Raw genomic sequence first — 23,040 nt, forward strand, 5'->3', positions numbered from 1 at the left:
CAGGTCGGCGGACCCATGACCTCCTGCACCGCCGTACCGACCGCCTTCGTCCCTGAACAGGTGAGCTGATACATGGCAACCGTTTATCGCCCTCGGGGCACACGCTGGTTCTTCAACCTGTTCGGAGCATCCGGATCGGCCTGGAGCCTCTTCGACACCATCGGCCACGTCGTCTCCTTCATCGCCGAGGTGATCCGCACCGTTCCGCACGCGATCAAGCACTACCGGTCGCAGATCATGTACATCCTCACGGACATCACGTGGGGCCGCGGCGCGCTCGTCGTCGGCGGCGGCACCGCGCCGGTGCTGGCGGTCCTCGGCATCACCGTCGGCGGCATCGTCGCCGTGCAGGGCTTCGCCATCCTCAACATGCTCGGCATGGGCCCCCTGACGGCCGTGGTCGCCTCGTTCGCGAACACCCGTGAGTTCGCCCCGATGCTCGCGGGCGTCGGCTTCGCGGCACAGGCCGGCTGCCGAATGACCGCCGAGATCGGCGCCATGCGCATCAACGAGGAGATCGACGCGCTCGAGTCCCTCGGCCTGCGCTCGGTGTCCTTCGTGGTGACGACCCGCGTGCTCGCGGGCCTGATCGCGGTGGTCCCCGTCTACCTGATCACCCTGATCCTGTCCTGGCTCTCCTGCGCCTGGGTGGTGAAATCGGTGTACGGCATGCCATCCGGCACGTACGACCACTACTTCAGTCAGTTCGTGAGCGGGTCGGACATCGTCTTCTCCGTGATCAAGGTGGCCGTGTTCCTGACCGCCGTGATCATCATCCACTGCTACCAGGGCTTCTTCGCCTCCGGTGGTCCGGAGGGCGTCGGTACGGCCTCCGGCCGAGCCATCCGCGCCAGTCTCGTGGCCGTCGTCGTCCTCAACCTCGTCATGACCGTCGCGCTGTGGGGCTTCACCTCCCCGGTCTACTTCAAGGGGTAACCAATGGGAGTCGTTTCCGTACCAGGAATGTCGATCGAGCGGTCGGTGCTGCGGCGCCGCGGGCTCATCGCTGTCGCCGTCATCCTCGCGATCCTGCTCGTCGGGTGGCTGGTCAAGGCCCTGTGGCCCAAGGACGAGTTCTCGTTCACGCTCCGCTCCCCCGCGGTGGCGGCCGGCATCAAGGACGGCGCGCCCGTCCGGATCCAGGGCATCAAGGTCGGTGAGGTCACCGGTATCTCCGCCCTGGGCAACGGCCAGCAGGGCGTGAAGGTCACCATGAAGTCGGCCGACGGCAAGTCGCTGACCAACAACCTCGAGGCCGCGTACTCCGCCGGCAACCTGTTCGGCGTCTCCGAGGTCATCCTGACCCCGCACGACGGCGGCGGCACGCTGCAGGACGGCGCCCAGATCGCGCCCACCAAGCCGATCACCGACAACACCGTCTCGAACATGATCATGACGATCGGCGACGTCAACAGCGACGCCCTGCGCCCGCACATGAGCCAGATCCTGCTGAACTTCGACGCCTCGTCGAAGGCCATGCTCCCGCTCTTCACGGCCCTCGGCAGTGTCGCGCAGGCAGTGCAGGACACGCAGCGGCTCACGACCGCGCAGACCTTCCCGGTGATCACGCAGGCCATCGAGAGCGCCGACTCCGCGACCACGGCGCTCATCCCGGCCGTGAAGACGCTGTTCGATTACGCGCCGGTGCACGACAAGGCGTGGGTCAACCGCGGCAAGGCGACGCTGGACTCGCTCACCAACGAGCGCGACAGCCTGACCGCCGCACTGCAGAAGATCCTCGACCCGAAGGCCCTGGCGGGACTCCAGACGGCGACGCCGATGCTGGTGGCCCTAATGCAGCCGCTGCTCAACGCCTTCCCCAACGGGAGCGCGACGGGCGTCGGCATCCAGATCGGGCAGCTGATCGACAACGTCCGCAAGGCCATGCCGAACACCCCGAACGGGCCGGTGCTGAACCTGCGGCTGTCGGTCGACTACCCTGCCATCGGCGCGATGCTGCCGCCGGCACCGACGTTCACCTACATCCCGCCGAAGCCGGGCGAGAAGCCCACCGAGGCGAAGCCGGGCGAGACCAAGCCGGCGACGCCGTCGCAGGGCGCACCGTCGTCCGCGAAGCCGAGCACCCCGACGTCCACGAAGCCTGGGAGCTGAGCCAACGATGAAGTCAATGAAGGCGACCTCGATCAAGATCGTGGTCTTCGCCGCGGTGATGATCCTGCTGCTCGTACTGGTGATGCAGGCGTTGACCCGGCCGCCCCAGGGCGACCTCGACACCTTCCACGCCGAGTTCAAGGACGTGTCCGGCCTCAAGGTCGGCGACGACGTCCGCATGCTCGGTGTGCAGGTGGGCAAGGTCAAGGACATCGCGGTCAAGCAGTCCTCGGACCACCGGCTCTCCAACGCGGCCGTGACGTTCTCGGTGCAGCGCGACCGCAAGTTCCGTGCCGACGACACGCTGGCCATCCGGTACCAGAACCTCACCGGTTCCCGGTTCCTGGAGGTACGGCCCACGCCGAAGAGCACGGCGGCGGAGGTGAAGCCCGGCAGCACGATCGTGGAGAAGTACACGCAGTCCTCGTTCGACATCACGTCGGTCTTCGTCGGCCTCAAGCCGGTCCTGTCGACGCTGAACGCCGATGACATCAACCACCTGTCGCAGTCGGTGCTCGCGGTGATCCAGGGCAACGGCGAGGGCCTCGGCCCGCTGCTCGGCTCGCTCGACAAGCTGATGGCCGTGAGCAACGACCGGCAGCGCGTCCTGACCCAGCTCATCACGAACCTGGGCTCGGTATCGGAGTCCATCGGCGGGGCCTCCCCCGGCCTGACGAAGGTGCTCCAGCAGCTGGACGTCTTCGCCCGCACGCTGGCCAGCAACATCGACTCGATGCGCGAGTGGTCCGACAAGACCTCGGGTGTGGTGAGCCGCACCAACGCGCTGCTCGCGGCACTGGGCCTCACGCCCAACGAGAACCCGCCGCTCGACGCCATCGTCAGCAACGCGATGCCCATGGCGGAGCAGCTGGTGAACGCGCTCGCGACCCTCCCCGGCATCGTCCAGCTCCTGAACGAGGGCACGAAGCCGCAGGCGGGGCCCGCGGTCTCGGCGACCTGCAGCAAGGGCCAGGCCAAGCTCCCCGGCATGATGAATCTCTTCGTCGCAGGTCAGAAGGTGACGGTATGCAATCCAAAGTGAACCTCTTCAACCGTCCGCTGCCGACGGCGGCGCAGGACCGCCGGTACCAGCTGAACTGGGGCATCGTCGGCGCCCTGATCGCCGTCATCGTCCTGGCGATCTGCGGTTACCTCTTCGTCTTCCAGCCGGGCACCAAGGAGTACTCGGCGGACTTCAAGGAGGCGCAGGCCGTGCGCTCGGGCGTCGACGTCCGCGTCGCCGGCATCAGCGTCGGATCGATCTCCGACGTCGAGCTGCTCGACGACCGGGTGCGCGTGAAGTTCCGCGTCGACAAGGACGTCTTCCTCGGTGACGCGACCACCGCGTCGATGAAGATGCTGACCACCGTCGGCGGCTACTACATGGCGCTGACCCCGATGGGCACGACGAGCCTCGGCGACAAGCCGATCCCGCCGGAGCGCGTATCGATGCCGTACAGCCTCCTGGAGACCTTCCAGCAGGCCACGCCGAAGGTCGAGAAGATCAAGGCGACCCCGATCCGCGAGTCCATGTCGCAGCTGAACCAGGCGCTCGAGGACCAGCCGGAGTCGATCCGCAACACCGTCGGCACCTTCAACAAGATGTTCGAGAACATCCTGCGTCAGCAGGACCAGGCGGGCGACTTCGTCAAGGTGATGGGCGAGTACTCGACGACCATCAACCAGAACGGCGACCTGCTGCTCTCGCTGATGCGGAACATGAGCACGTTCTTCTCCGCCGCCGAGGTGAACCTGGCCGGCTTCAAGAGCTACCTGTCGAACACCACGCAGCTCGTGCAGCGCCTCGGTCCCCTGCTCAACGTTTACCTCAACAACGTGGACCCGCTCGCCAGCCGCTTCGACGCGCTGGTGGCCAAGGCCCGCGAGGTGGTGCAGCAGGCCGAGCCCGCGATCGCCAACGCCAAGGAGATGCTGGCCGGCCTGCAGAAGACGATCGCGCCCGACGGCACGATCCAGCTGAACCAGTCCGAGCAGACCTTCCTCGCGACCAATGTCTGCATTCCGAGCCCGGGGGTGACCTGCTGATGCGTAAGTTCCTCGCTTCCCGCGGCGCGATGTCCGCGTTCGTGGTCATCGTCGCCGCCGCTCTGGTCCTCGGCGGTGTGGCCTTCAAGGGCCTCACCGAGAAGACCACCGCGTACTGCGCCGAGCTCGACAACTCGGTGGGCCTGTTCACCGGCAGCAAGGTGGCGCAGTTCGGCTACCCGATCGGTGAGATCACCAAGATCACCCCGAACGGCGCCACGACCCGCGTCGACTTCGACCTACCCGCCGACCGCAAGCTGCCGACCAACGTCGGCGTCGTCGCGATCGCGGACTCGCTGGTCGCCCAGCGCCGCCTGGAGCTCCTCCAGACCTACACCGGCGGCCCGACGTGGCAGCCCGGCAAGTGCATCACCAACACCAAGACGCCGCTGTCGATCACCGAGTCGCTCCAGGCGGTCTCGAAGGTCGTCGACGATCTGACCGTCGGCGGCGGTGACGAGGAGTTCCGCAAGGCGATGGCCTCCATCCCCGCGCTGAACAAGGCGACGCAGGGCACGGGCCCGGAGATCTCCGCGCTCACCAACAAGCTCGGCGAGCTGATGCGCAACCCCGGCCCCGGCATGGGCGACGTGGCGGCGATCCTCGACGCCTTCGCCCCCGCCTCCGACGGCCTGGTCCAGAACTGGGACGAGATGCGCGCCTTCCTCACGAAGTACGCGTTCCGGATCAAGAACGTCGGCGAGCCGCTGATGGACACCGGTATCGGCGCCTTCCCGCAGCTGGTCCCGCTGGTGAAGGTGCTGGCCACCGTCTTCGACAAGTACGGCGCCTTCATCGCTCCCCTGCTCGAGGTCACCGTCCCCACCACGACCCTGCTGGCGGCGACGACCAAGCAGTTCGGCGACCTGCTCAACATCCTGCCGCCGCTGATCCGGGCCTTCCAGGTGAGCGTCGACAAGAAGACCCTGGCCACCAAGATCACGTACCGGCCGCCGTCAGCGCTGGTGCCGTCGAAGAACCCGGCCCAGACCTGCAACAACCTGAACCGGTTCGCGCCGGGCCAGTGCAAGGTCGCCGATGCGGGCCACGTCAACGTGGAGCTCATCTCCACGGTCCTGCGCGCGACGGGAGCGGCGTACTGATGCGCAATCCATTCACCAGGCGGGCCCTCGCAATGGGCGTGGCCACGGTCGCCACCGGCGCGGTGCTGGCCGGCTGCGGCTCCGTGCCCTTCAACCCGTCGGCCATCCCCGCCCCCGGCCAGCCCGGCGGCGGCGACGGCTACGTCGTGCACCTCGACTTCACGAACGTCCTCAACCTGCCCGACCGGGCGCGCGTCGTCTTCGACGGCGTGGTCTCCGGTCGCCTGCAGAAGGTGACGCTCGAAGAGGGCAAGGCCGTCGTCGACGTGAAGATCAACAACGGCGTCCAGGTGCCCAACACGGTCACCGCGACGCTGCAGCAGGACACGATCCTCGGCGACACCTACGTGGCCCTCAAGACCACGCCGGGCAAGCCGGGCAAGCCGCTGAAGGGCGGCGACACGCTGCCGACGACGCAGACCAAGCCGCCGACGCAGATCGAGGACATCCTCGCCGACCTCGCGAACTTCCTCGGCAGCGGCAGCCTGATGCAGCTGCAGGACACCTTCAGCCGGATCAACAGCAACCTGCCGGCCGACCCGCAGAAGCTCTCCGGCCTGGTCAAGACGGTCTCGCAGACCGTGGTCGACCTCGGCGCGCAGAGCGACAACGTGAGCCAGGCGATCACGTCGGTCGGCGGCCTCGTGACGACGGTCAACGACAACGACCAGATCCTCGTCGCCCTGCTCAAGCCGACGGACGACTGGTTCGGGGACACGCTCGACCTGACCACCGGCGCCATCAAGCTGCTCAGCCGGCTGTCCGACGCGCTCTCCCCGCTGATCTTCACCGCGCCACTGCTCGACGCCTCGACGGCGACCGTCGCGGGCGTGATCAAGCCGCTGATGTTCCCCGGCTGGCCGAACATGAACGGCCGGCAGGCGAACCTGGCGAACCTCGAGGACCTGCTGAAGAACAAGATCCTGCCGTTCCTCTCCAGCGGGGCCAAGGTCAACGTCAAGGAGCTGGGCACCAACGGGAACGTGCCCACTTCCGATGCCGCCCGCCAGGCGGTCAACAACCTTCGGATGGTGGGAGCAGTTCCGTGAAAAAGAGCACCTTCTTGAGCCTCCTGACCTTCGCGTTGGTCATGGTGCTGGGCACGGCGTACATCGCCTTCGGCGTGCTGCACTGGCGGCCGCTGGCGGACTACCGCTCGGTCACGATGAAGCTCGACAACGCAAACCAGCTGCTCCCCGACTCCTCCGTGCTGCTGCGCGGCGTCAAGGTGGGCAACGTCGAGACGATCGACCGCAAGGACGGCAAGGTCGTCGTGAAGTTCCGCTACGACGGGAAGTACAAGATCCCGTCGGACACGGGCCTGCGCATCGAGCAGCTGTCCGCCGTCGGCGAGCCGTACATCGATTTCCGCCCCGAGAACCTCAACGGCCCGTACCTGGCCGACGGCTCGACGATCGACATCGCGAAGATCAAGGAGCCGCTGTCGCTGCCCGAGACCTTCCAGCTGATCTCGGGCCTGACCAGCAACATCAACTCGACGGACCTCGGCGGCATCACCGAGACCCTGGCGGACGCGACCAGCAACACGCAGGGCTCGCTGCCGAACATCTCGCAGGCCGGCGATCTGCTGGCCCGTACCCTGACTGCCCGGATGCCCAACATCCGCCGCATGATGGAGAACACGCAGGACTACCAGGCCGACATGGACTGGCTGCCGGGCGCGATCTCCGAGTTCGGTCCCGCGACCCGCACCTTCGTGGTCAAGGACGTCGAGATGCTCAAGGCGCTGGACGTCCTCATGAAGGGCATCAACGGGCCCGAGATGCTCACGAAGTCGGTCAACCCGTTCCTGATGAAGATCGCCCCGAACACCAGCAAGCTCCTGTCGAACCTCGGTCCGATGACCGAGCCGCTGGTGCCCGTGGTGCAGGCCCTGACGGACGTGCTGCCCCAGATCGACATGGCCGCGCTACTCTCGCAGGCGTTGAACACGGTCGGCTCCGACGGTGCCGCGAACCTCACGGTGGTCATCCCGCCGAAGAAGTAGCGCTCCACCGGACCGACGAACCCCGACACGATTGGCTACGCGACAAGTGACTGATTCCACCCCGGACGACAAGAACCTCGCTGACGAGGCCGCGGCGACCGAGGAGACCGTGCAGGACACCGTCGACGAGGCGGCCGAGGAGACCGCCGACGCGACCGAGGAGATCGCGACGAAGGACGAGGCTCCGACCGAGAAGGTCTCGACCGCGAAGAAGGCCGCGCCCGCCGCGAAGACGGCCAAGCGCCCCGCTCCCCCGGTCGAGGACGACGAGGACGACGTCGTGGAGGCGCCCGTGCGCCGCCCGAAGGCGTCGGCCCGGGCCGCGGCGACGCGGAACCAGGCCGCGGGTCTGACTGCCGGCGCGACCGTCACCACGGTGGTCATCACCGTCGTGATCCTGGCCCTGCTCGCGGCGTCGATCACCTTCGGCGTGCTGTGGGGCCTGCAGAAGTCCGAGAACAGCGACATGAAGGCCGCCGCCGCCGAGAAGTCGCAGGCCGAGAAGGTGGCCGCGGAGTACGCCGCCGGCGCCTCGACCTTCGACTACCGCGACCTCGGACCGTGGCGCGCGGCCATCGTCAAGGGCGTCTCCCCCGACCTCAAGACGCGGATGGACGCCACCGCCGGCGCCATGAACCAGTTGCTGCAGCCGCTGCAGTGGGTGTCCAAGGGCACCGTGATGGACGCCGTCGTCAACTCGCAGTCGGGCCCGATCTACAAGGTCAGCGCCTACGTCAAGGTCGAAGCCACCAACGTGCAGGCCGCCAGCGGCCGCGAGGTGGTCACCGTCTACAACGTGACCCTGGACAAGGACAAGGACTGGCAGATCACCGACGTGGGCGGCTCGCTCGCCGATCCGTCCTCGCAGGCCACTCAGCCGACCCCGGCGGCACCGACCGAGGGCGCGCAGACGCCCGCGGAAACGCCCGCTCCTGGCAACTGACGCCGTAGCCGTCCCGCCGAAGCGCCCGGATCCCGCAGGGGTCCGGGCGCTTCGTTGTTCTCGTGAACATGCGATCATGGAATGGTGAATCAGCCGCAGGTCCCGCCGCCCGGATACGCGCCCCAGGGGTACGCACCCCAGGGATTCGGCGCCCCCACTCCCCCACCGCGCCGCTCGGCCGGCCTGGTGACCGGGCTGGTGGTCGCGTCCGTCCTCGTGCTCGCGCTCCTGGCGTCGACGGTGACCTTCGCCGTGCTGTGGAGCGGCGCCCAGGGCCGCGCCGACGACGCGCGCGCCGAGCTGGCAACCACCCAGCAGGCCGCGGCCGACGACGCCAAGGCCGAGGACGTCGCCGGGAAGTACGCGATCGGGTCGTCGACTTTCGACTACCGCGACCTCACCCCGTGGCGCACCGCGATCACGACCGGTGTCTCGCCGTCGCTGAAGGCGAAGCTCGAGGCGACGGCCGGCGCGATGAACCAGCTGCTGCAGCCGCTGCAGTGGGTGTCGAAGGGGACCGACCCCGTCGCGGTGGTGACCAGCCGTAGCGACTCGACCTACAAGGTGGCCGTGTTCGTGACGGTCACCGCGAACAACGTGCAGGCCACCGCCGGCCGCGAGCTGCTCACCCGCTACGACGTGACGCTGGACAAGGCGCAGAACTGGCTGATCACCGACGTCGGCGGCACCGCGGGCCCGACGAAGTAGCTCAGGCCAGCGATTCGACGGTGACGCCGAGGACCTCGGCGATCCGGGCGGTGCTCACGGCGCCCTCGCGCAGCACGCGCGGCTGCGGCCCGGACAGGTCGACGATGCTCGACGGCGCGGCGTGCTCGGAGGGCCCGCCGTCGAGGTAGACGTCGACCGAGTCGCCCAACTGATCCCGCGCCTCCAGCATGGTGGCGGCGGGCGGGCGGCCGGAGACGTTCGCGCTGGAGACCGCCATCGGCCCGACCTCGCGCAGCAGCTCGATCGCGACGGGGTGCAGCGGCATCCGCAGCATCACGGTGCCACGGGTGTCCCCGAGGTCCCATGCGAGGCTGGGCGCCTGCTCGACGACGAGGGAGACGGCGCCGGGCCAGAAGGCGCGGGTCAGCTCGCGGGCGGCGTCGCTGACGCGGCTGACGAGCCCGTCGATGGTGTTCCACGAGCCCACGAGCACGCCGACGGGCATGTCGGGGCCGCGGTTCTTCGCGGCGAGCAGCGCCGCGACGGCGCGCCCGTCGAAGGCGTCGCAGCCGATGCCGTAGACGGTGTCGGTCGGCATCACCACGAGGTGGCCGCCCTTCAGCGCGGACCGGGCGGCGCTGAGGCCCGCGGCACGGGATTCCGGGTCGGTGCAGTCGAAGGCGCGGCTGGCGATGCTCACGGGTCCATCCTGCCAGTCACGTACCGGGGCCTTCCCGCGAGGTCCCGGTGCTCGGCGACGCCGCCGAAGCCGGCCGCGCGCAACTGCTCGGCGGTGCCGGCGCCGTTGCTGTCGTCGTGCTCGACGCCCACGGCGCCCCCGGCGGCGAGGAGTCGAGCGGCGAGCGGCGCGAGGTCGCGGATCAGGTCCAGCCCGTCGGCGCCGGAGAACAGCGCGACGGCGGGGTCGGCGGCCGCCTCCCGGTCGAGCTCCGCCCCCTTGGGCACGTACGGCGGATTGGACACCACCAGGTCGACGGTGCCGAGCAACTCCGCCAGGCGCGCGGGCAGCGCTGGGTCGCGGACGTCGGCGTCGAGCACCGTCGCCGAGCCCGCGAGCGCGGCCGCGTCGGCGTTGCGGCGCAGGTAGTCCAGGGCCGCGGGGTCGCGCTCGACGAGCACGACGCGGGAGTCGGGCACCGTCGCCGCGAGGTACAGGCCCAGCGCGCCGGAGCCGGCGCAGAGGTCGACGACGGCGGCGCCGCGCCCGACCTGCCGGGCGGCCCAGACGGCGAGGAGCTCGGTCTCGGGCCGCGGGACGAAGACGCCGGGCCCCACGGCCAGCGTGAGCGGGCCGAAGTAGGCGCGGCCCAGGATGTGCTGCAGCGGCTCCCGGGCCGCCCTCCGGGCCAGCAGGGCCTCGTACGCGGCGATCTGTTCCGGGGTGGCGTCGTCGGCGATCGGGATCCGCCCGCGGTCGATGCCGAGGGCCTCGGCGAGCAGGACCTCCGCGTCGAACCGCGCCGACGGGACGCCGGCCTCCGCCAGCCGGGCCGTCGCGGCGGCGGCCAGCATCGTGGGTCGGGTCACGCCGGGTTACTCGGCCTCGAGGCGCGCCTGGCGATCAGCCGCCTGAAGGGCGTCCAGGAGGGCGTCGAGCTCGCCGTCGAGGACCTGGTCGAGGTTGTGCGACTTGTAGCCGATGCGATGGTCCGCGATGCGGTTCTCGGGGAAGTTGTAGGTGCGGATCCGCTCGGAGCGGTCGACGGTGCGGATCTGCGCGGCCCGGGAGTCCGACGCGGCGGCCTCGGCCTCCTCCTCGCGGAGGGCCTGCAGGCGCGCGGCCAGCACCTGCATGGCGCGGGCCTTGTTCTGCAGCTGCGAGCGCTCGTTCTGACAGGTCACGACGATGTTCGTCGGGAGGTGCGTGATGCGGACCGCGGAGTCGGTGGTGTTGACGCCCTGCCCGCCCTTGCCGGAGGAGCGGTAGACGTCGATGCGCAGGTCGGACTCGTCGATCTGCACCTCCTCGACCTCGTCGGGCTCGGGGTAGACGAGCACGCCGGCCGCGGAGGTGTGGATGCGGCCCTGGCTCTCGGTGGCGGGGACGCGCTGCACGCGGTGCACGCCGCCCTCGAACTTCATCCGGGCCCACACCCCGTCGATGGTCCCGTCGGCGCCGGCGCCGCGGGACTTGATCGCGAACGTGGCGTCCTTGTAGCCGCCGAGGTCGGAGTAGGTGGCCCCGAGGGTCTCGACCTTCCAGCCGCGGCGCTCCGCGTAGCGCAGGTACATGCGGGCGAGGTCGCCGGCGAACAGGGCGGACTCCTCGCCGCCCTCCCCCGACTTGACCTCGAGGACCACGTCGTCGGAGTCGTGCGGGTCGCGCGGCGCGAGCAGGTCGGTGAGCTGCTGCTCGAGCGTCACGATCTGCTCGCCCAGCGCGGTCACCTCCTCGGCGAAGGAGGCGTCGTCGGCGGCCAGCTCCTGCGCGGCGGCGCGGTCCTCGCGGGCGGCCTCCAGCTTGCGATGCGTCGCCATGACCGGCGCCAGCTCGGCGAAGCGCTTGCCCACCCTGCGCGCGGCGGCCGGGTCGTTGTGCAGCGCCGGGTCGGACATCTGCTGCTCGAGGCCGGCGTACTCGGCGAGGATGTCGTCGATCGCGGAGGGGGACGAGGCGCTCATGGCGGCGGTGCCTTTCTCGGACGGGGCGGGGCGATGCGGGAGCTGGGGTACCCGTGAAACGCGCCGACGCCCGGCCTGCGGGGCAGGACGGGCGTCGGCGGGACAGCTACTGCGAGTCGGCTGCGGCCTCGGTGGCCTTGCCGGCGCGCTTGCCGTAGCGCTTCTCGAAGCGCGCGACACGGCCGCCCGTGTCGAGGATCTTCTGCTTGCCCGTGTAGAACGGGTGGCACTGCGAGCAGACCTCGACGTTGATGCGGCCGTCGGCCTTGGTGCTGTGCGTCTCGAACGTGTTGCCGCAACCGCACACAACGGTGGTGGCCACGTACTCGGGGTGAATACCCTGCTTCATGATTGCCGTCCTTCTCGTTCGTGGTCGCCGGGTCGCCCCTGGCGTGCGCCAGGACCGTGAACCGGAACCCATACCGACGTTCCAGTATGCCAGAACGCACTGGGCTTCGAGAAATTCCCGGCTCCCGCAGGTGGGCGACGACGCCGTGGTCACGATGCGGCGGACGTTTGGTGGTTGACTGGCGCGCCGCAAGTCCGCCGGTGTTAGCTACGAGCTGTCACCAGACCGGCACCGGGAGCGAAGCGAGCGGGCCGAGTTCTCGAGAAATCCGGGAGTGAAGACGTGAACGAGTCAGGCAATGGACCGGCGATCGAGCCCGCCGGGACCGTGATCGGCGGCTACGTCGTGGAGCGCCTGCTGGGCGCGGGCGGCATGGGCGCGGTGTACGCCGCGCGGCACCCGCGGCTGCCGCGCGTGGACGCCCTGAAGGTGCTCCCCACGGCCTTCTCCCACGACCCGACGTATCGGGCGCGGTTCGAGCGCGAGGCCGACATGGCTGCGCGGCTCGACCACCCGAACATCGTCCCGGTGTACGACCGCGGCAACGACGACGGCCGGCTGTGGATGTCCATGAAGCTGGTCCCGGGCCAGGACGCCTCGGCGCTGCTCGCGAGCAACCCGACCGGGCTGCCGGTGAACCAGGTGCTGACCATCGTCGACGCGGTGGCGGCGGCGCTCGACTACGCGCACACCCAGGGCCTGCTGCACCGCGACGTCAAGCCCGGCAACATCATGATCGACGCCACGGGCTCGACGCCGCGCGTCATGCTCGGCGACTTCGGCATCGCCCGCCAGCAGCAGGAGCACAGCGACCTGACATCCGTCGGCATGGTGGTCGGCACCCTCGACTACGCCTCGCCGGAGCAGCTCAGCGGCGACCCGGTGGACGGCCGCAGCGACCAGTACAGCCTCGCCGGCACCACGGTCCAGCTGCTCACGGGCGCCAAGCCCTTCGGCGCGAGCAGCGGCACCGCGGTGATCCGCGACCACCTGATGGCCCCGCCCCCGGCACCGTCGCGGCAGCGCCCGGGCCTCCCGCCCGCGATCGACGCCGTGATCGCCCGCGGAATGGCCAAGGCGCCGCAGCAGCGGTACGCGACGTGCCACGACTTCGCGCAGGCCCTGCACGCCGCCGCGGCGGGCGCGTACCCGCAGGGGCAGGCACCGTCGAACCCGACCACGCGGGTCGCGACGCCGCCGCCCGGCGCGGGCTTCCGTCCCGCGACTCCCCCGCCGTTCCAGGGCGTGCCCTCGCAGCCCTTCGCCCGGCCGTCGGGCCCGGTGTCGAATCCGCAGGTCGCGGGCCCGCAGGGCACGTGGCAGGGCGGGCCGGTGGGCCTCGCCGGGCAGTCGCCGCAGCAGGGCGGCACCAAGAAGGGCGTGGTCATCGGCGCGATCGCCGCGGTCGCGGTGGTGGCCGTGGCCGCGGTCTCGATCCTCGCGCTCAGCACGAGCTCCGACGATGCCGTCGCCTCCCCGACCAGCACCGCCGCCAGCAGCGCGCCGTCGACGCCCGCGACCACGACACCGGTGAGCAACACCTCGACGGTGCGCGACGGCTTCATCGACCCGTGCCTGCTACCGCCCACCACGATCTCGACGCTGGGCATCAGCCCGCTCGCCGACGACCCGGGGCAGCGGTCGGGCACCGCCGGCGCGAAGTACGCCTGCAAGGGCTCCGACTCGAAGGCCAGCAACGCGGACGTGAAGTTCGCGACCTTCGAGACGTCGAACTCGTGGGAGACGGGCGCGGCGGTGTCGGTGTCGGGCACGACGAAGTGGCGCTCCTTCACGGTGCCGAGCACGAACACGAACACACCCGACTACTGCATCACCGCGTACAAGTCGCTGACCAACGGCGTCCTCTACATCGGACTGCAGAAGGTGGGCAACCGGGACTGCAACCGCGGCACGGAGATCGCCGCGGCGATCACGCCGTTCCTGCCGCAGTAGGCGCGCCCCGTCGGCCCGCCCGACGGTGCCGTCGTCTCCCGCAGCGCCCCACGGCGCTCCCGCGGGGGTTCTTCACTCCGGCGCCGGTCGCCTACACGCCCGTCCACTCCCGCGGGAGTTCCTCACCGATCATCGGGTCGCTACCCCGGACTCTGTGAACACCTCCCGCGGGAAGGCTCCTCAGGGCCAAGGCATCGGCACCGCTGTGCTGGGCGAGGTTCTCACCACCGCCGACACGGTCCGCCTCGACGTCCCGCTCGGCAGCCCGGCCCGGCGGCTGTATGAACGCCATGGGTTCGAGACGGTGCATGAGGACGCCGTCGACGTGTTCATGGTGCGCACGACGGAGAACGTACCGAAACACCCCTGAACACGCAACGGCGCCCCACTCCCGAAGGAGTGGGGCGCGTCGTCTGCGTGATGCGGTCAGTCGTTGTCGCCGAAGCCGCTGTTCTTCTGCACCGTCATGAGGAACTCGATGTTGTTCTGCGTCTTCTTGAGCTGGCTGATCAGCAGGTCGATGGCCTGCTGGCTGTCCAGCGCGGCGAGCAGCCGGCGCAGCTTGTTCACCACGGCAGCCTCGTCGGGCGCCATGATGAGCTCGTCCTTACGGGTGTTCGACGCCGCGACGTCGACGGCCGGGAAGACGCGCCGCTCCGAGATCTTGCGGTCCAGCTTGAGCTCGGCGTTGCCGGTGCCCTTGAACTCCTCGAAGATCACGGTGTCGCCGGTGGAGCCGGTCTCGACCAGCGCCGTGGCGATGATCGTCAGCGAGCCGCCGTTCTCGATGTTGCGCGCCGCGCCCAGGAACCGCTTCGGCGGGTACAGGGCCGTCGAATCGATACCGCCCGAGAGGATGCGGCCCGACGCGGGGCTCGAGTTGTTGTAGGCGCGGCCGAGGCGGGTGATCGAGTCGAGCAGCACCACCACGTCCTTGCCGCCCTCGACGAGCCGCTTGGCCCGCTCGATCGCCAGCTCGGCGACCGAGGTGTGATCGCCCGGCGGGCGGTCGAAGGTGGAGCTGATCACCTCGCCGCGCACGCTGCGCTGCATGTCGGTGACCTCCTCCGGGCGCTCGTCCACCAGCACCACCATGAGGTAGCACTCGGGGTTGTTCGTGGCGATCGCGTTCGCGATGTCCTGCAGCACCGTGGTCTTACCGGCCTTCGGCGGCGCCGAGATCAGGGCGCGCTGGCCCTTGCCGATCGGCATGATCAGGTCGATCACACGGGTGGTGAGGATGTTCTGCGCGGTCTCGAGGCGCAGCCGCTGGTTGGGGTACAGCGGCGTGAGCTTGTTGAACTCGGGCCGGTTCTTCGCCGACTCCACGTCCTGGCCGTTGACCGAGTCCAGGCGCACGAGCGGGTTGAACTTCTGCCGGTTCGCCTGGTTGCCGCGGCCACCGCCGCCGCCCTGGTTGCCGCCGGTGTCGCCCGAGCTCTCGCCGTCGCGGGGCATCTTCACGGCGCCCGTGATCGCGTCGCCGCGGCGCAGGCCGTTGCGGCGGATCATGTTCATCGAGACGTAGACGTCGTTCGGCCCGGCGATGTAGCCCGAGGTGCGCACGAATGCGTAGTTGTCGAGCACGTCGAGGATGCCGGCCACCGGCTGCAGGACGTCGTCCTCGCTGACCTGCGGCTCGCCGTCGTTCTGGTTGCGGTCGCGGCCGCGACGGCGCTCGCGGAAGCGGCGCCCGCGGCGCCCCGTGCCGTCGCCGTCGTCGTCCGGACCGTTGTTCTGGTTGCGGTTGCCCTGGCTGTTGCCCTGGCCGCCCTGGTTGTTGTTCTGATTGCGCTGGCGGTCCTGGCGGTTCTCGCCCTGCTGGCGGTCGCCCTGCTGGCGGTCCTGGCGGTTCTCGCCCTGCTGGCGGCCCTCGCCGTCGGCGTTCTGGTTGCGGCGCTGGTTGCGCTCGCGGCGCTGACCCTGCTGGCCCTGCTCGCCCTCGTTCTTCGGGGCGTCGCCCTGGGGCGCGTCGGCCTGGGCGCTCGCGTCGCCGTTGTCCGACGGTGCCCGGTCGGCCTTCGCCGCCCGCTCGCCCCGCGGGGCGCGGGCCGTGCGGCCCTCGGTCTTCGGCGCGTCGGCGGCCTCGGCCTGCGGCGCCTCCGCCTTGGGGGCGTCGTTCGTGGGCGCCTCGCTCGTGGGCGCCTCAGCCTTGGGAGCCTCAGCCTTGGGAGCCTCGGCCTTGGCGACCTTCGGCGCGGTCTTGGCGGCGCCGCCGTGGTCGTTGATCGCGGCGATGAGATCGCCCTTGCGGAGCCCGGAGACCCCCTTGATCCCCAGCTCGCTCGCGATGCCTCGCAGTTCGGCCAGCACCATGCCGTTGAGGCCCGAGCGGCGACGCTCGTCGGCCCGCGTGGTGCTGGCCGCGGCGGTGGCCGTCTCCGGGCTGGTGGTCACGTCCGTTTCGGTCACGGAGTTCCTTTCAATTCCCTGATTCGCGCACTGCGGAAGCAGGGGCCTACCGTGCTCGCCGGGCTGTCCTGCGTTGGTGCACAGGTGTTTTCGCGGGCGACGCACGAATGACGAAGGTGCTTGTTGCGCTTCGGCTGCCGGGCCCCGCGTTTCCGGCGGGGGCACAGATGTCTCGGCCTGATGTGGAGACCGGCGCGCCAACACGTCCGAGGCTGGTTGCTGGGCGTGGAATGGCAATGTGCCGAAACAGCGTCCGCACACTGGTCGGACACTTTTGCCATGATAGCGCGGGTACCGGCGCCCGGCAATCACCACCCCCGGGACCGCGCGCTCAGCCGCGCACGACCCCGTCGGCGATGGGCAGCTCGCGCACGACGAATCCGGCCTCGACGGCGGCGTCCGCGAGGCGGGTCGGCAGCGCCTGGGGGGTCAACGCGAGCACGGTGGGCCCGGCGCCGGAGATCGCGGCGGCCACGCCGGCGGCGCGCAGCCGCTCGACCAGCGCGAACGACTCCTTCATGGAGGCGGCCCGGTACCGCTGGTGCAGCCGGTCCTCGGTGGCGTCCAGCAGCAGGTCCGGGTGCGCGGTGAGCGCCAGCACCATGAGCGCGGCGCGCGAGGCGTTGAACGCGGCGTCGGCGTGCGGCACCAGGCGGGGCAGCATGCCGCGCGTCACCGACGTCGAGGACTGCACGTCGGGCACGAAGGCGTAGGCCCGGATGTCGGGGTGCACGTCCACGCGCCGGGCCCCGTAGTGCAGGGGCGCCGACGGTGCCGCGCTCGCCGCCGCGTGGTCGCGGTAGCCGGCCACGTCGGGGACGGGCACCGCGGGCACGGTCCAGGAGACTACCGCGCCGCCGAGCACGCTCGCGGAAGCGTTGTCGGGGTGGCCCTCGAACTCGGAGGCCAGCTGCACCATCTCGTCGGTGGTGAGCCCGCGGGGCGCGTCGGCGTCGGCGGCCAGCGCGGCGGCGGCCGCGATCCCGGCGACGACGGCGGCGGCCGACGAGCCGAGGCCGCGCGAGTGCGGGATGCGGTTGACGCAGGTCAGGCGGAGCCCGGTCGCGGTGACCCCGAGGTGCGCGAGGGTGCGGCGCAGCGCCACGACCACGAGGTGACGGTCGTCGTCGGGCACCTCCCCGGCGCCCTCCCCCGTGACCACGACGGTCAGGTCACCGTCGGTCCCGGGATCGACGGTCTCGACGGTGACGTCGTCGTAGAGGCCGAGCGCGAGGCCGAGGGTGTCGAAGCCGGGGCCGAGGTTGGCGCTGGAGGCCGGGACGGTCACGGTGGCCTTCAGGCCGACGGGCAGGACGAGCGGGGCGTTCGAGGCGGGGGACACGGGCGCGGCTACTCCGTCAGCCCCATGGCGGCGGCCACGGCGACGGGGTCGATGCCGACGCGGGCGATCTCGGGCAGGCTGCTCAGCGCGGTGTCCGGGTCCTTGAGGCCGTTGCCGGTCACGGTGCACACCACGGTGGAGCCCTTCTCGATCCAGCCGTCGGCGGTGGCGGCGAGGAGGCCGGCCACGGACGCGGCCGACGCGGGCTCGACGAAGACGCCCTCGGTCTTCGCGATGAGGCGGTAGGCCTCGAGCAGCTTCTCGTCGGTGGCGGCGCGGAACTGGCCGTTCGACTCCTGCTGGGCGGCGACGGCCTGGTTCCAGGACGCGGGGCTACCGATGCGGATCGCGGTGGCGATGGTCTCGGGGTCCTTGACCGGGGCCCCGTTGACCAGCGGCGCGGCGCCCGCGGCCTGCACGCCGAGCATGCGCGGGCGCGCGGAGATGATGCCGTCGGCGGCGTACTCGCTGTAGCCCTTCCAGTACGCGGTGATGTTGCCGGCGTTGCCGACGGGGAGCGCGTGCACGTCGGGGGCCTTGCCGAGGGCGTCGACGATCTCGAACGCCGCGGTCTTCTGGCCTTCGATGCGCACCGGGTTCACCGAGTTCACCAGCGAGATGGTGTCGAAGGTGGCGGTGGTCTTGCGGGCCAGCTCGAGGCAGTCGTCGAAGTTGCCGTCGACCTCGATGATCTTGGCGCCGTACATCACGGCCTGGGCCAGCTTGCCCATGGCGATCTTGCCCGCGGGCACCAGCACGGCGCACTCGAGGCCGGCGATGGCGGCGTAGGCCGCGGCGGAGGCGGAGGTGTTGCCGGTGGACGCGCACAGCACGCCCTTCTTGCCGGTGGCCTTGGCCTCGGTGACGGCCATGGTCATGCCGCGGTCCTTGAAGGAGCCGGTGGGGTTGAGGCCCTCGACCTTGAGGTGCACGTCGCAGCCGGTGAGCTCGGAGAGCGCCCGCGCGGGCAGCAGCGGGGTCGCGCCCTCGCGGAGGGTGACGGGCGCCCAGCCCGGCTCCCACGTGTCGCACACGGGCAGACGGTGCCGGTAGGCCTCGATCAGGCCGGGCCACGGGGTGTGCACGGTGGCAGCGGAATTAGTCACTGGTTCCCTCCAGACGGAGCACGGAGGACACGGCGGTCACCACGTCCAGGTTCTTCAGCGCCTCGACGGTGGCCGAGAGGGCCGCGTCGGGTGCCTTGTGGGTGAGGATCACCAGGCGCGCGCCCCGCTCGGGGGTGTCGGCCTGCTGGCGGACGGTGCTGATGGACACGCTCCGCGCCGAGAACTCGTTCGCGACGGCGCTGAGCACGCCGGGCCGGTCCGCGACCTCCATCGCCACGTAGTAGCGGGTGAGCACCTCGCCGATCGGCGCGATCGGCAGCTTGGCGTACGCCGAGTCGCGGGGTCCGCGGCCCGAGACGACCTTGTTGCGGGCCGCGGCCACCAGGTCGCCCATCACGGCGGAGGCCGTGGGCGCGCCGCCCGCGCCGGCGCCGTAGAACATCAGGCGGCCGGCGTTCTCGGCCTCGACGAAGACGGCGTTGTAGGCACCGTCGACGCTGGCGAGCGGGTGCTTGAAGGGCACCAGCGCCGGGTACACGCGGGCCGAGACCCGCTGCGCGCCCTCGGCATCGGTGATCTTCTCGCAGATCGCGAGCAGCTTGATGGTGCAGTCGAAGGCCTTCGCCGCCTCGATGTCCGCGGCGGTGACGCCGGTGATGCCCTCGCGGTGCACGTCGTCGGCCTTGACGCGGGTGTGGAAGGCGATCGACGCGAGGATCGCGGCCTTGGACGCGGCGTCGTAGCCCTCCACGTCGGCGGTCGGATCGGCCTCCGCGTAGCCCAGGCGGCCTGCCTCCGCGAGCACGGTCTCGTAGGCCTCGCCCTTCTCCGCCATGTTGGAGAGGATGAAGTTGGTGGTGCCGTTGACGATGCCCGCGACGAGACCCACCGAATCGCCCGCGAGGGACTGCTGCAGCGGGCGGATCACGGGGATCGCGCCGGCCACGGCCGCCTCGAAGTACAGGTCGGCCCGGGCCTTGTTGGCGGCGTCGGCGAGCTGGCCGGTGTACTCCGCGAGCAGCGCCTTGTTCGCGGTGACCACCGACTTGCCGGCCTTGAACGCGCTGAGCATCAGCGTGCGGGTCGGCTCGATGCCGCCCATCACCTCGACCACGATGTCGACGTCGTCGCGGCCGACCAGGGCCTCCGCGTCGTCCGTGAGCAGGCTCTTCTTCAGGCCGAGGGCCTTGAGGCCGCGGTCCTTCGTGGTGTCGCGCACGGCGATCCCGCGGATGACGAGGTTCGCGCCGACGCGGGCCGCGAGGTCGTCGGGGTTCTCCACGAGAATGCGCGCCACCTCGGTGCCCACGGTGCCCATGCCGAGGAGGGCGACGCCCAGTTCCCTCTGCTGTGCGGATTCGGTCATCAGAGCACCTCCAGGCTCACCAGGTCGTCCACGGTCTCCCGGCGCAGGATGAGCCGCGCCGCGCCGTCCTTGACCGCCACCACCGCGGGACGCGGCTGCATGTTGTAGCGGCTGGACATCGAATAGCAGTAGGCCCCCGTGGCGGCGACGGCCATCAGGTCGCCCTCCGCCAGGTCGCCGGGGGTGTCGGTGTCGCGGACCACGATATCGCCGGTCTCGCAGTGCTTGCCGACGATGCGGGAGAGCACGGGATCGCCCTGCGGATCGCGGCTCGCGACCACGGCGGTGTACTCCGCGCCGTACAGGGCGGTGCGGATGTTGTCGCTCATGCCGCCGTCCACGGACACGTAGCGCCGGAAACCCTGCGGGCCGACGTCCTCGGAGTCCACCACGACGTCCTTGATCGTGCCCACCTCGTACAGCGTGATCCCGGGCGGGCCCGCGATGGCGCGACCGGGCTCGACGGCGAGGTGCGGCGTCGCCAGTCCCAGTGCGGCGGACTCGGTCTCGACGATGTGCCGCAGCTTGGCAGCGAGGTCGGCGACGGGCGGCGGGTCGTCGTGCGGGGTGTAGGAGATCCCCAGGCCGCCGCCGAGGTCGATGGTGCTCAGCTGCGCGGTCTTCTCCGCGCCGAAGCGTGCGACGACGTCGCGCAGCAGCTCGAGCACGCGCCGGGCGGCGATCTCGAAGCCGTTGACGTCGAAGATCTGCGAGCCGATGTGGCTGTGCAGGCCCACGAGTCGCAGGTTGTCGGCGGTGAAGACGGCGGTGACGGCCTTCATCGCGGGCGAGTCGGTTCCGTTCGACGCGAGGGAGAAGCCGAACTTCTGGTCCTCGTGCGCGGTGGAGATGAACTCGTGGGTGTGCGCCTCCACGCCGGGCGTGAGGCGGATCAGCACCTCCTGCACGGTGTTCCGCTCCCCTGCCGCGCGGTCGAGCCGCGCGATCTCCGAGAGCGAGTCCACGACCACGTGCCCGATGCCCGATTCGACGGCGTAGTCCAGCTCGGCGACCGACTTGTTGTTGCCGTGCAGCGCGATCCGCTCCGCGGGGAAGCCGGCGCGCAGGGCGACGGCGAGCTCGCCGCCGCTGCAGACGTCGAGGTTCAGTCCCTCGTCGCGCACCCAGCGGGCGATCTCCATGGAGAGGAAGGCCTTCGAGGCGTAGTGCACCGCCGCGTCGTCGCCGAACGCCTCCCGCATGCCGCGGCAGCGGGCCCGGAAGTCGTCCTCGTCGATCACGAGCAGCGGGGTGCCGAACTCGGCCGCGAGCGCGGTGACGGGCACGCCGGCGACGGAGACCGCACCGTCGGCCTCCCGGCGCGCGTGGGCGGGCCACACGGCCCGATCCAGTTCACTCACGAGTGGTGGCCTCTCACATCCGGTCGGGTGCCGAAACACCCACGAGCGCCAGGCCGTTGGCGAGCACCTGACGGGTGGCGGCGCACAGCGCCACGCGGGCGCGGTGCAGGTCGGTCGGCTCCTCGTCGCCCATCGGCAGCACGCGGCACTCGCCGTAGAAGCGGTGGTAGGCGCCGGCCAACTCCTCGAGGTACCGCGCGATGCGGTGCGGCTCACGGAGATTCGCGGCGCCCGCGGCCACGGCAGGGAACTCGCCGAGGGTGCGCACCAGATCGCCCTCGCGGGCGTGGTCGAGCAGGCCGAGGTGCTCCGTCGAGGCGACGACGCCGAGCTCGGCCGCCGAGCGCGCGATGGCCGAGAGCCGCGCGTGCGCGTACTGCACGTAGTAGACGGGGTTCTCGTTGCTCGCCTGGGCGAGGAGATCCAGGTCGAGGTCGATGGAGGTGTCCACCGAACTGCGCACCAGGGAGTAGCGCGCGGCGTCGACACCGACGGCGTCCACCAGATCGTCGAGGGTGATGACGGTGCCGGCGCGCTTGCTCATGCGGACGGGTTTGCCGTCCTTGACCAGGTTCACCAGCTGGCCGATCAGGACCTCGATCTGCGCCGGGTCGTAGCCGAGCGCGGCGGCCGCGGCCTTGAGCCGGCCGATGTAGCCGTGGTGGTCCGCACCCAGCATGTAGATCGCGAGAGTGAAGCCGCGGTCGAACTTGTGCTTGATGTAGGCGATGTCGCCCGCGATGTACGCGGCGTTGCCGTCGGACTTGATGACGACGCGGTCCTTGTCGTCGCCGTAGTCCGTGGCCCGCAGCCACCAGGCGCCGTCCTTCTCGTACAGGTTGCCGTTGTCCTTGAGCTGCTGGACGCTGCTCTCGACGAGGCCCGAGCTGAACATCTCGTCCTCGTGGGTGAACACGGCGAAGTCGGTGCCGAACTCGTGCAGGGTGCGCTTGATGTGCCCGAACATCAGCTCGACGCCGTCGGCGCGGAAGGCCTCCACCCGCTCGGTCTCGGGGAGGTCGACGATGCCCGGGTGGTCCTTGACGACGGTGGCCGCGATCTCGCCGATGTAGTCGCCGGCGTAGCCGTCCTCGGGCGTCGGCTGATCGCGGGCGGCCGCGTCGAGCGAGCGGGCGAACCGATCGATCTGCGCGCCGTGGTCGTTGAAGTAGTACTCGCGAGTGACCTCGGCTCCCTGGGCCTCGAGCACGCGGCCGAGGCTGTCACCCACGGCGGCCCAGCGCGCGCCGCCGAGGTGGACGGGGCCCGTCGGGTTGGCGGAGACGAACTCGAGGTTGATGAGCGCACCGTCGAGCGCCGTGCCCTGCCCGAACGCGCCCGCCTGCTCGAGGATGTTCACGACGAGCTGGTTCTGCGCGTCCGCGGCGAGCCGGATGTTGAGGAAGCCCGGGCCCGCGACGGTGGCCTCGTCGACGCCGTCGGCGTTGCCGAGGGCCTCGGCGAGCCAGGTCGCGAGGTCGCGCGGATTGACGCCGGCCTTCTTCGCGACCTGCATCGCGATATTGGTCGAGTAGTCGCCGTGTTCGGGGTTGCGGGGCCGCTCGACGGTGACGCGTTCGGGCAGCACGGAGACGTCGAGGCCGCGCTCGGTGAGCACGGTGGTCGCGGTGGCGTGCAGGAGTTCCGAAAGGTCAGCGGGAGTCAC

21 protein-coding genes are annotated in these 23,040 nt (G+C 70.5%); 11 read left to right on the forward strand and 10 right to left on the reverse strand.

The window, feature by feature from the left end:
• Nucleotides 1-72: 72 nt before the first annotated feature.
• The 9 genes from WFK95_RS21115 (at nt 73) to WFK95_RS21155 (ending at nt 8,920) form a co-directional block, all read left to right on the forward strand.
• Nucleotides 73-936: an ABC transporter permease gene (locus WFK95_RS21115; RefSeq protein ID WP_224647865.1), complete on the forward strand. Its 864-nt coding sequence runs from the start codon at nt 73-75 to the stop codon at nt 934-936.
• Nucleotides 937-963: 27 nt separating this feature from the next.
• Entirely contained in the window at nt 964-2,112 is a 1,149-nt protein-coding gene (locus tag WFK95_RS21120; protein ID WP_336671856.1) for an MlaD family protein, read from the forward strand.
• A gap of 16 nt (nt 2,113-2,128) precedes the next feature.
• Complete coding sequence (locus WFK95_RS21125) at nt 2,129-3,154, forward strand: MlaD family protein (RefSeq protein ID WP_336671857.1); 1,026 nt, start codon at nt 2,129-2,131, stop codon at nt 3,152-3,154.
• Nucleotides 3,139-4,158, forward strand: coding sequence for an MlaD family protein (locus tag WFK95_RS21130; RefSeq protein WP_224647868.1), 1,020 nt, complete (start codon nt 3,139-3,141; stop codon nt 4,156-4,158). Before WFK95_RS21125 ends, WFK95_RS21130 begins: the two co-directional genes overlap by 16 nt.
• Complete coding sequence (locus tag WFK95_RS21135; RefSeq protein ID WP_336671858.1) at nt 4,158-5,261, forward strand: MlaD family protein; 1,104 nt, start codon at nt 4,158-4,160, stop codon at nt 5,259-5,261. Before WFK95_RS21130 ends, WFK95_RS21135 begins: the two co-directional genes overlap by 1 nt.
• Nucleotides 5,261-6,310, forward strand: coding sequence for an MlaD family protein (locus WFK95_RS21140; RefSeq protein WP_336671859.1), 1,050 nt, complete (start codon nt 5,261-5,263; stop codon nt 6,308-6,310). Before WFK95_RS21135 ends, WFK95_RS21140 begins: the two co-directional genes overlap by 1 nt.
• A gap of 14 nt (nt 6,311-6,324) precedes the next feature.
• Nucleotides 6,325-7,269: an MlaD family protein gene (locus WFK95_RS21145; protein ID WP_336671860.1), complete on the forward strand. Its 945-nt coding sequence runs from the start codon at nt 6,325-6,327 to the stop codon at nt 7,267-7,269.
• 46 nt (nt 7,270-7,315) lie between these two features.
• A complete protein-coding gene (locus tag WFK95_RS21150) occupies nt 7,316-8,212 on the forward strand; it encodes a hypothetical protein (protein ID WP_224647872.1) in 897 nt (298 codons plus the stop codon).
• An 84-nt stretch (nt 8,213-8,296) separates the two neighbouring features.
• Complete coding sequence (locus tag WFK95_RS21155) at nt 8,297-8,920, forward strand: hypothetical protein (RefSeq protein WP_336671861.1); 624 nt, start codon at nt 8,297-8,299, stop codon at nt 8,918-8,920.
• Nucleotide 8,921: 1 nt separating this feature from the next.
• Here WFK95_RS21155 and WFK95_RS21160 read toward each other — a convergent pair whose 3' ends face one another.
• From WFK95_RS21160 to rpmE, 4 genes are all read right to left on the reverse strand, one after another.
• The gene (locus WFK95_RS21160; RefSeq protein WP_224647874.1) at nt 8,922-9,581 is read right to left on the reverse strand and encodes an L-threonylcarbamoyladenylate synthase; all 660 of its coding nucleotides are present in this window, start codon (nt 9,579-9,581) and stop codon (nt 8,922-8,924) included.
• Complete coding sequence (gene prmC / locus WFK95_RS21165; protein ID WP_443081583.1) at nt 9,578-10,429, reverse strand: peptide chain release factor N(5)-glutamine methyltransferase; 852 nt, start codon at nt 10,427-10,429, stop codon at nt 9,578-9,580. The genes WFK95_RS21160 and prmC overlap by 4 nt, the downstream gene beginning before the upstream one ends.
• Before the next feature lie 6 nt (nt 10,430-10,435).
• Nucleotides 10,436-11,524, reverse strand: coding sequence for a peptide chain release factor 1 (gene prfA, locus WFK95_RS21170; RefSeq protein WP_224647875.1), 1,089 nt, complete (start codon nt 11,522-11,524; stop codon nt 10,436-10,438).
• A 106-nt stretch (nt 11,525-11,630) separates the two neighbouring features.
• Entirely contained in the window at nt 11,631-11,873 is a 243-nt protein-coding gene (rpmE, locus tag WFK95_RS21175; protein WP_224647876.1) for a 50S ribosomal protein L31, read from the reverse strand.
• A 282-nt stretch (nt 11,874-12,155) separates the two neighbouring features.
• Here rpmE and WFK95_RS21180 point away from each other — a divergent pair, with 282 nt between their 5' ends.
• Together WFK95_RS21180 and WFK95_RS21185 are read left to right on the forward strand one after the other, a co-directional pair.
• The gene (locus WFK95_RS21180) at nt 12,156-13,826 is read left to right on the forward strand and encodes a serine/threonine-protein kinase (protein WP_224647877.1); all 1,671 of its coding nucleotides are present in this window, start codon (nt 12,156-12,158) and stop codon (nt 13,824-13,826) included.
• Between the two features lie 154 nt (nt 13,827-13,980).
• Nucleotides 13,981-14,196 carry a GNAT family N-acetyltransferase gene (locus WFK95_RS21185; RefSeq protein WP_336671862.1) on the forward strand — a complete coding sequence of 72 codons (216 nt, stop codon included), beginning with the start codon at nt 13,981-13,983 and terminating at the stop codon, nt 14,194-14,196.
• Nucleotides 14,197-14,252: 56 nt separating this feature from the next.
• On the opposite strand, the gene rho is transcribed toward WFK95_RS21185, so the two are convergent.
• From rho to argS, 6 genes are all read right to left on the reverse strand, one after another.
• On the reverse strand, nt 14,253-16,238 hold the full coding sequence (rho, locus tag WFK95_RS21190; protein ID WP_336671863.1) for a transcription termination factor Rho: 1,986 nt from the start codon (nt 16,236-16,238) through the stop codon (nt 14,253-14,255).
• Between the two features lie 331 nt (nt 16,239-16,569).
• On the reverse strand, nt 16,570-17,580 hold the full coding sequence (thrB, locus tag WFK95_RS21195; protein WP_336671864.1) for a homoserine kinase: 1,011 nt from the start codon (nt 17,578-17,580) through the stop codon (nt 16,570-16,572).
• Between the two features lie 8 nt (nt 17,581-17,588).
• On the reverse strand, nt 17,589-18,686 hold the full coding sequence (gene thrC, locus WFK95_RS21200) for a threonine synthase (RefSeq protein ID WP_224647880.1): 1,098 nt from the start codon (nt 18,684-18,686) through the stop codon (nt 17,589-17,591).
• A complete protein-coding gene (locus WFK95_RS21205) occupies nt 18,679-20,013 on the reverse strand; it encodes a homoserine dehydrogenase (protein WP_336671865.1) in 1,335 nt (444 codons plus the stop codon). Before WFK95_RS21205 ends, thrC begins: the two co-directional genes overlap by 8 nt.
• Complete coding sequence (gene lysA, locus WFK95_RS21210; RefSeq protein ID WP_336671866.1) at nt 20,013-21,413, reverse strand: diaminopimelate decarboxylase; 1,401 nt, start codon at nt 21,411-21,413, stop codon at nt 20,013-20,015. Before lysA ends, WFK95_RS21205 begins: the two co-directional genes overlap by 1 nt.
• Nucleotides 21,388-23,040, reverse strand: a complete 1,653-nt coding sequence (argS, locus tag WFK95_RS21215; RefSeq protein ID WP_336671867.1) for an arginine--tRNA ligase — start codon at nt 23,038-23,040, stop codon at nt 21,388-21,390. Before argS ends, lysA begins: the two co-directional genes overlap by 26 nt.

Origin of the sequence: Tsukamurella sp. USMM236 (assembly GCF_037148755.1) — a bacterium.
Lineage (GTDB): Bacteria > Actinomycetota > Actinomycetes > Mycobacteriales > Mycobacteriaceae > Tsukamurella.

Coding starts and splice junctions, on each gene's coding strand:
- WFK95_RS21115 (WP_224647865.1), top strand. CDS start 73: ATGGCAACCGTTTATCGCCCTCGGGGCACACGCTGGTTCTTCAACCTG.
- WFK95_RS21120 (WP_336671856.1), top strand. CDS start 964: ATGTCGATCGAGCGGTCGGTGCTGCGGCGCCGCGGGCTCATCGCTGTC.
- WFK95_RS21125 (WP_336671857.1), top strand. CDS start 2,129: ATGAAGGCGACCTCGATCAAGATCGTGGTCTTCGCCGCGGTGATGATC.
- WFK95_RS21130 (WP_224647868.1), top strand. CDS start 3,139: ATGCAATCCAAAGTGAACCTCTTCAACCGTCCGCTGCCGACGGCGGCG.
- WFK95_RS21135 (WP_336671858.1), top strand. CDS start 4,158: ATGCGTAAGTTCCTCGCTTCCCGCGGCGCGATGTCCGCGTTCGTGGTC.
- WFK95_RS21140 (WP_336671859.1), top strand. CDS start 5,261: ATGCGCAATCCATTCACCAGGCGGGCCCTCGCAATGGGCGTGGCCACG.
- prfA (WP_224647875.1), bottom strand. CDS start 11,524: ATGAGCGCCTCGTCCCCCTCCGCGATCGACGACATCCTCGCCGAGTAC.
- rpmE (WP_224647876.1), bottom strand. CDS start 11,873: ATGAAGCAGGGTATTCACCCCGAGTACGTGGCCACCACCGTTGTGTGC.
- WFK95_RS21205 (WP_336671865.1), bottom strand. CDS start 20,013: ATGACCGAATCCGCACAGCAGAGGGAACTGGGCGTCGCCCTCCTCGGC.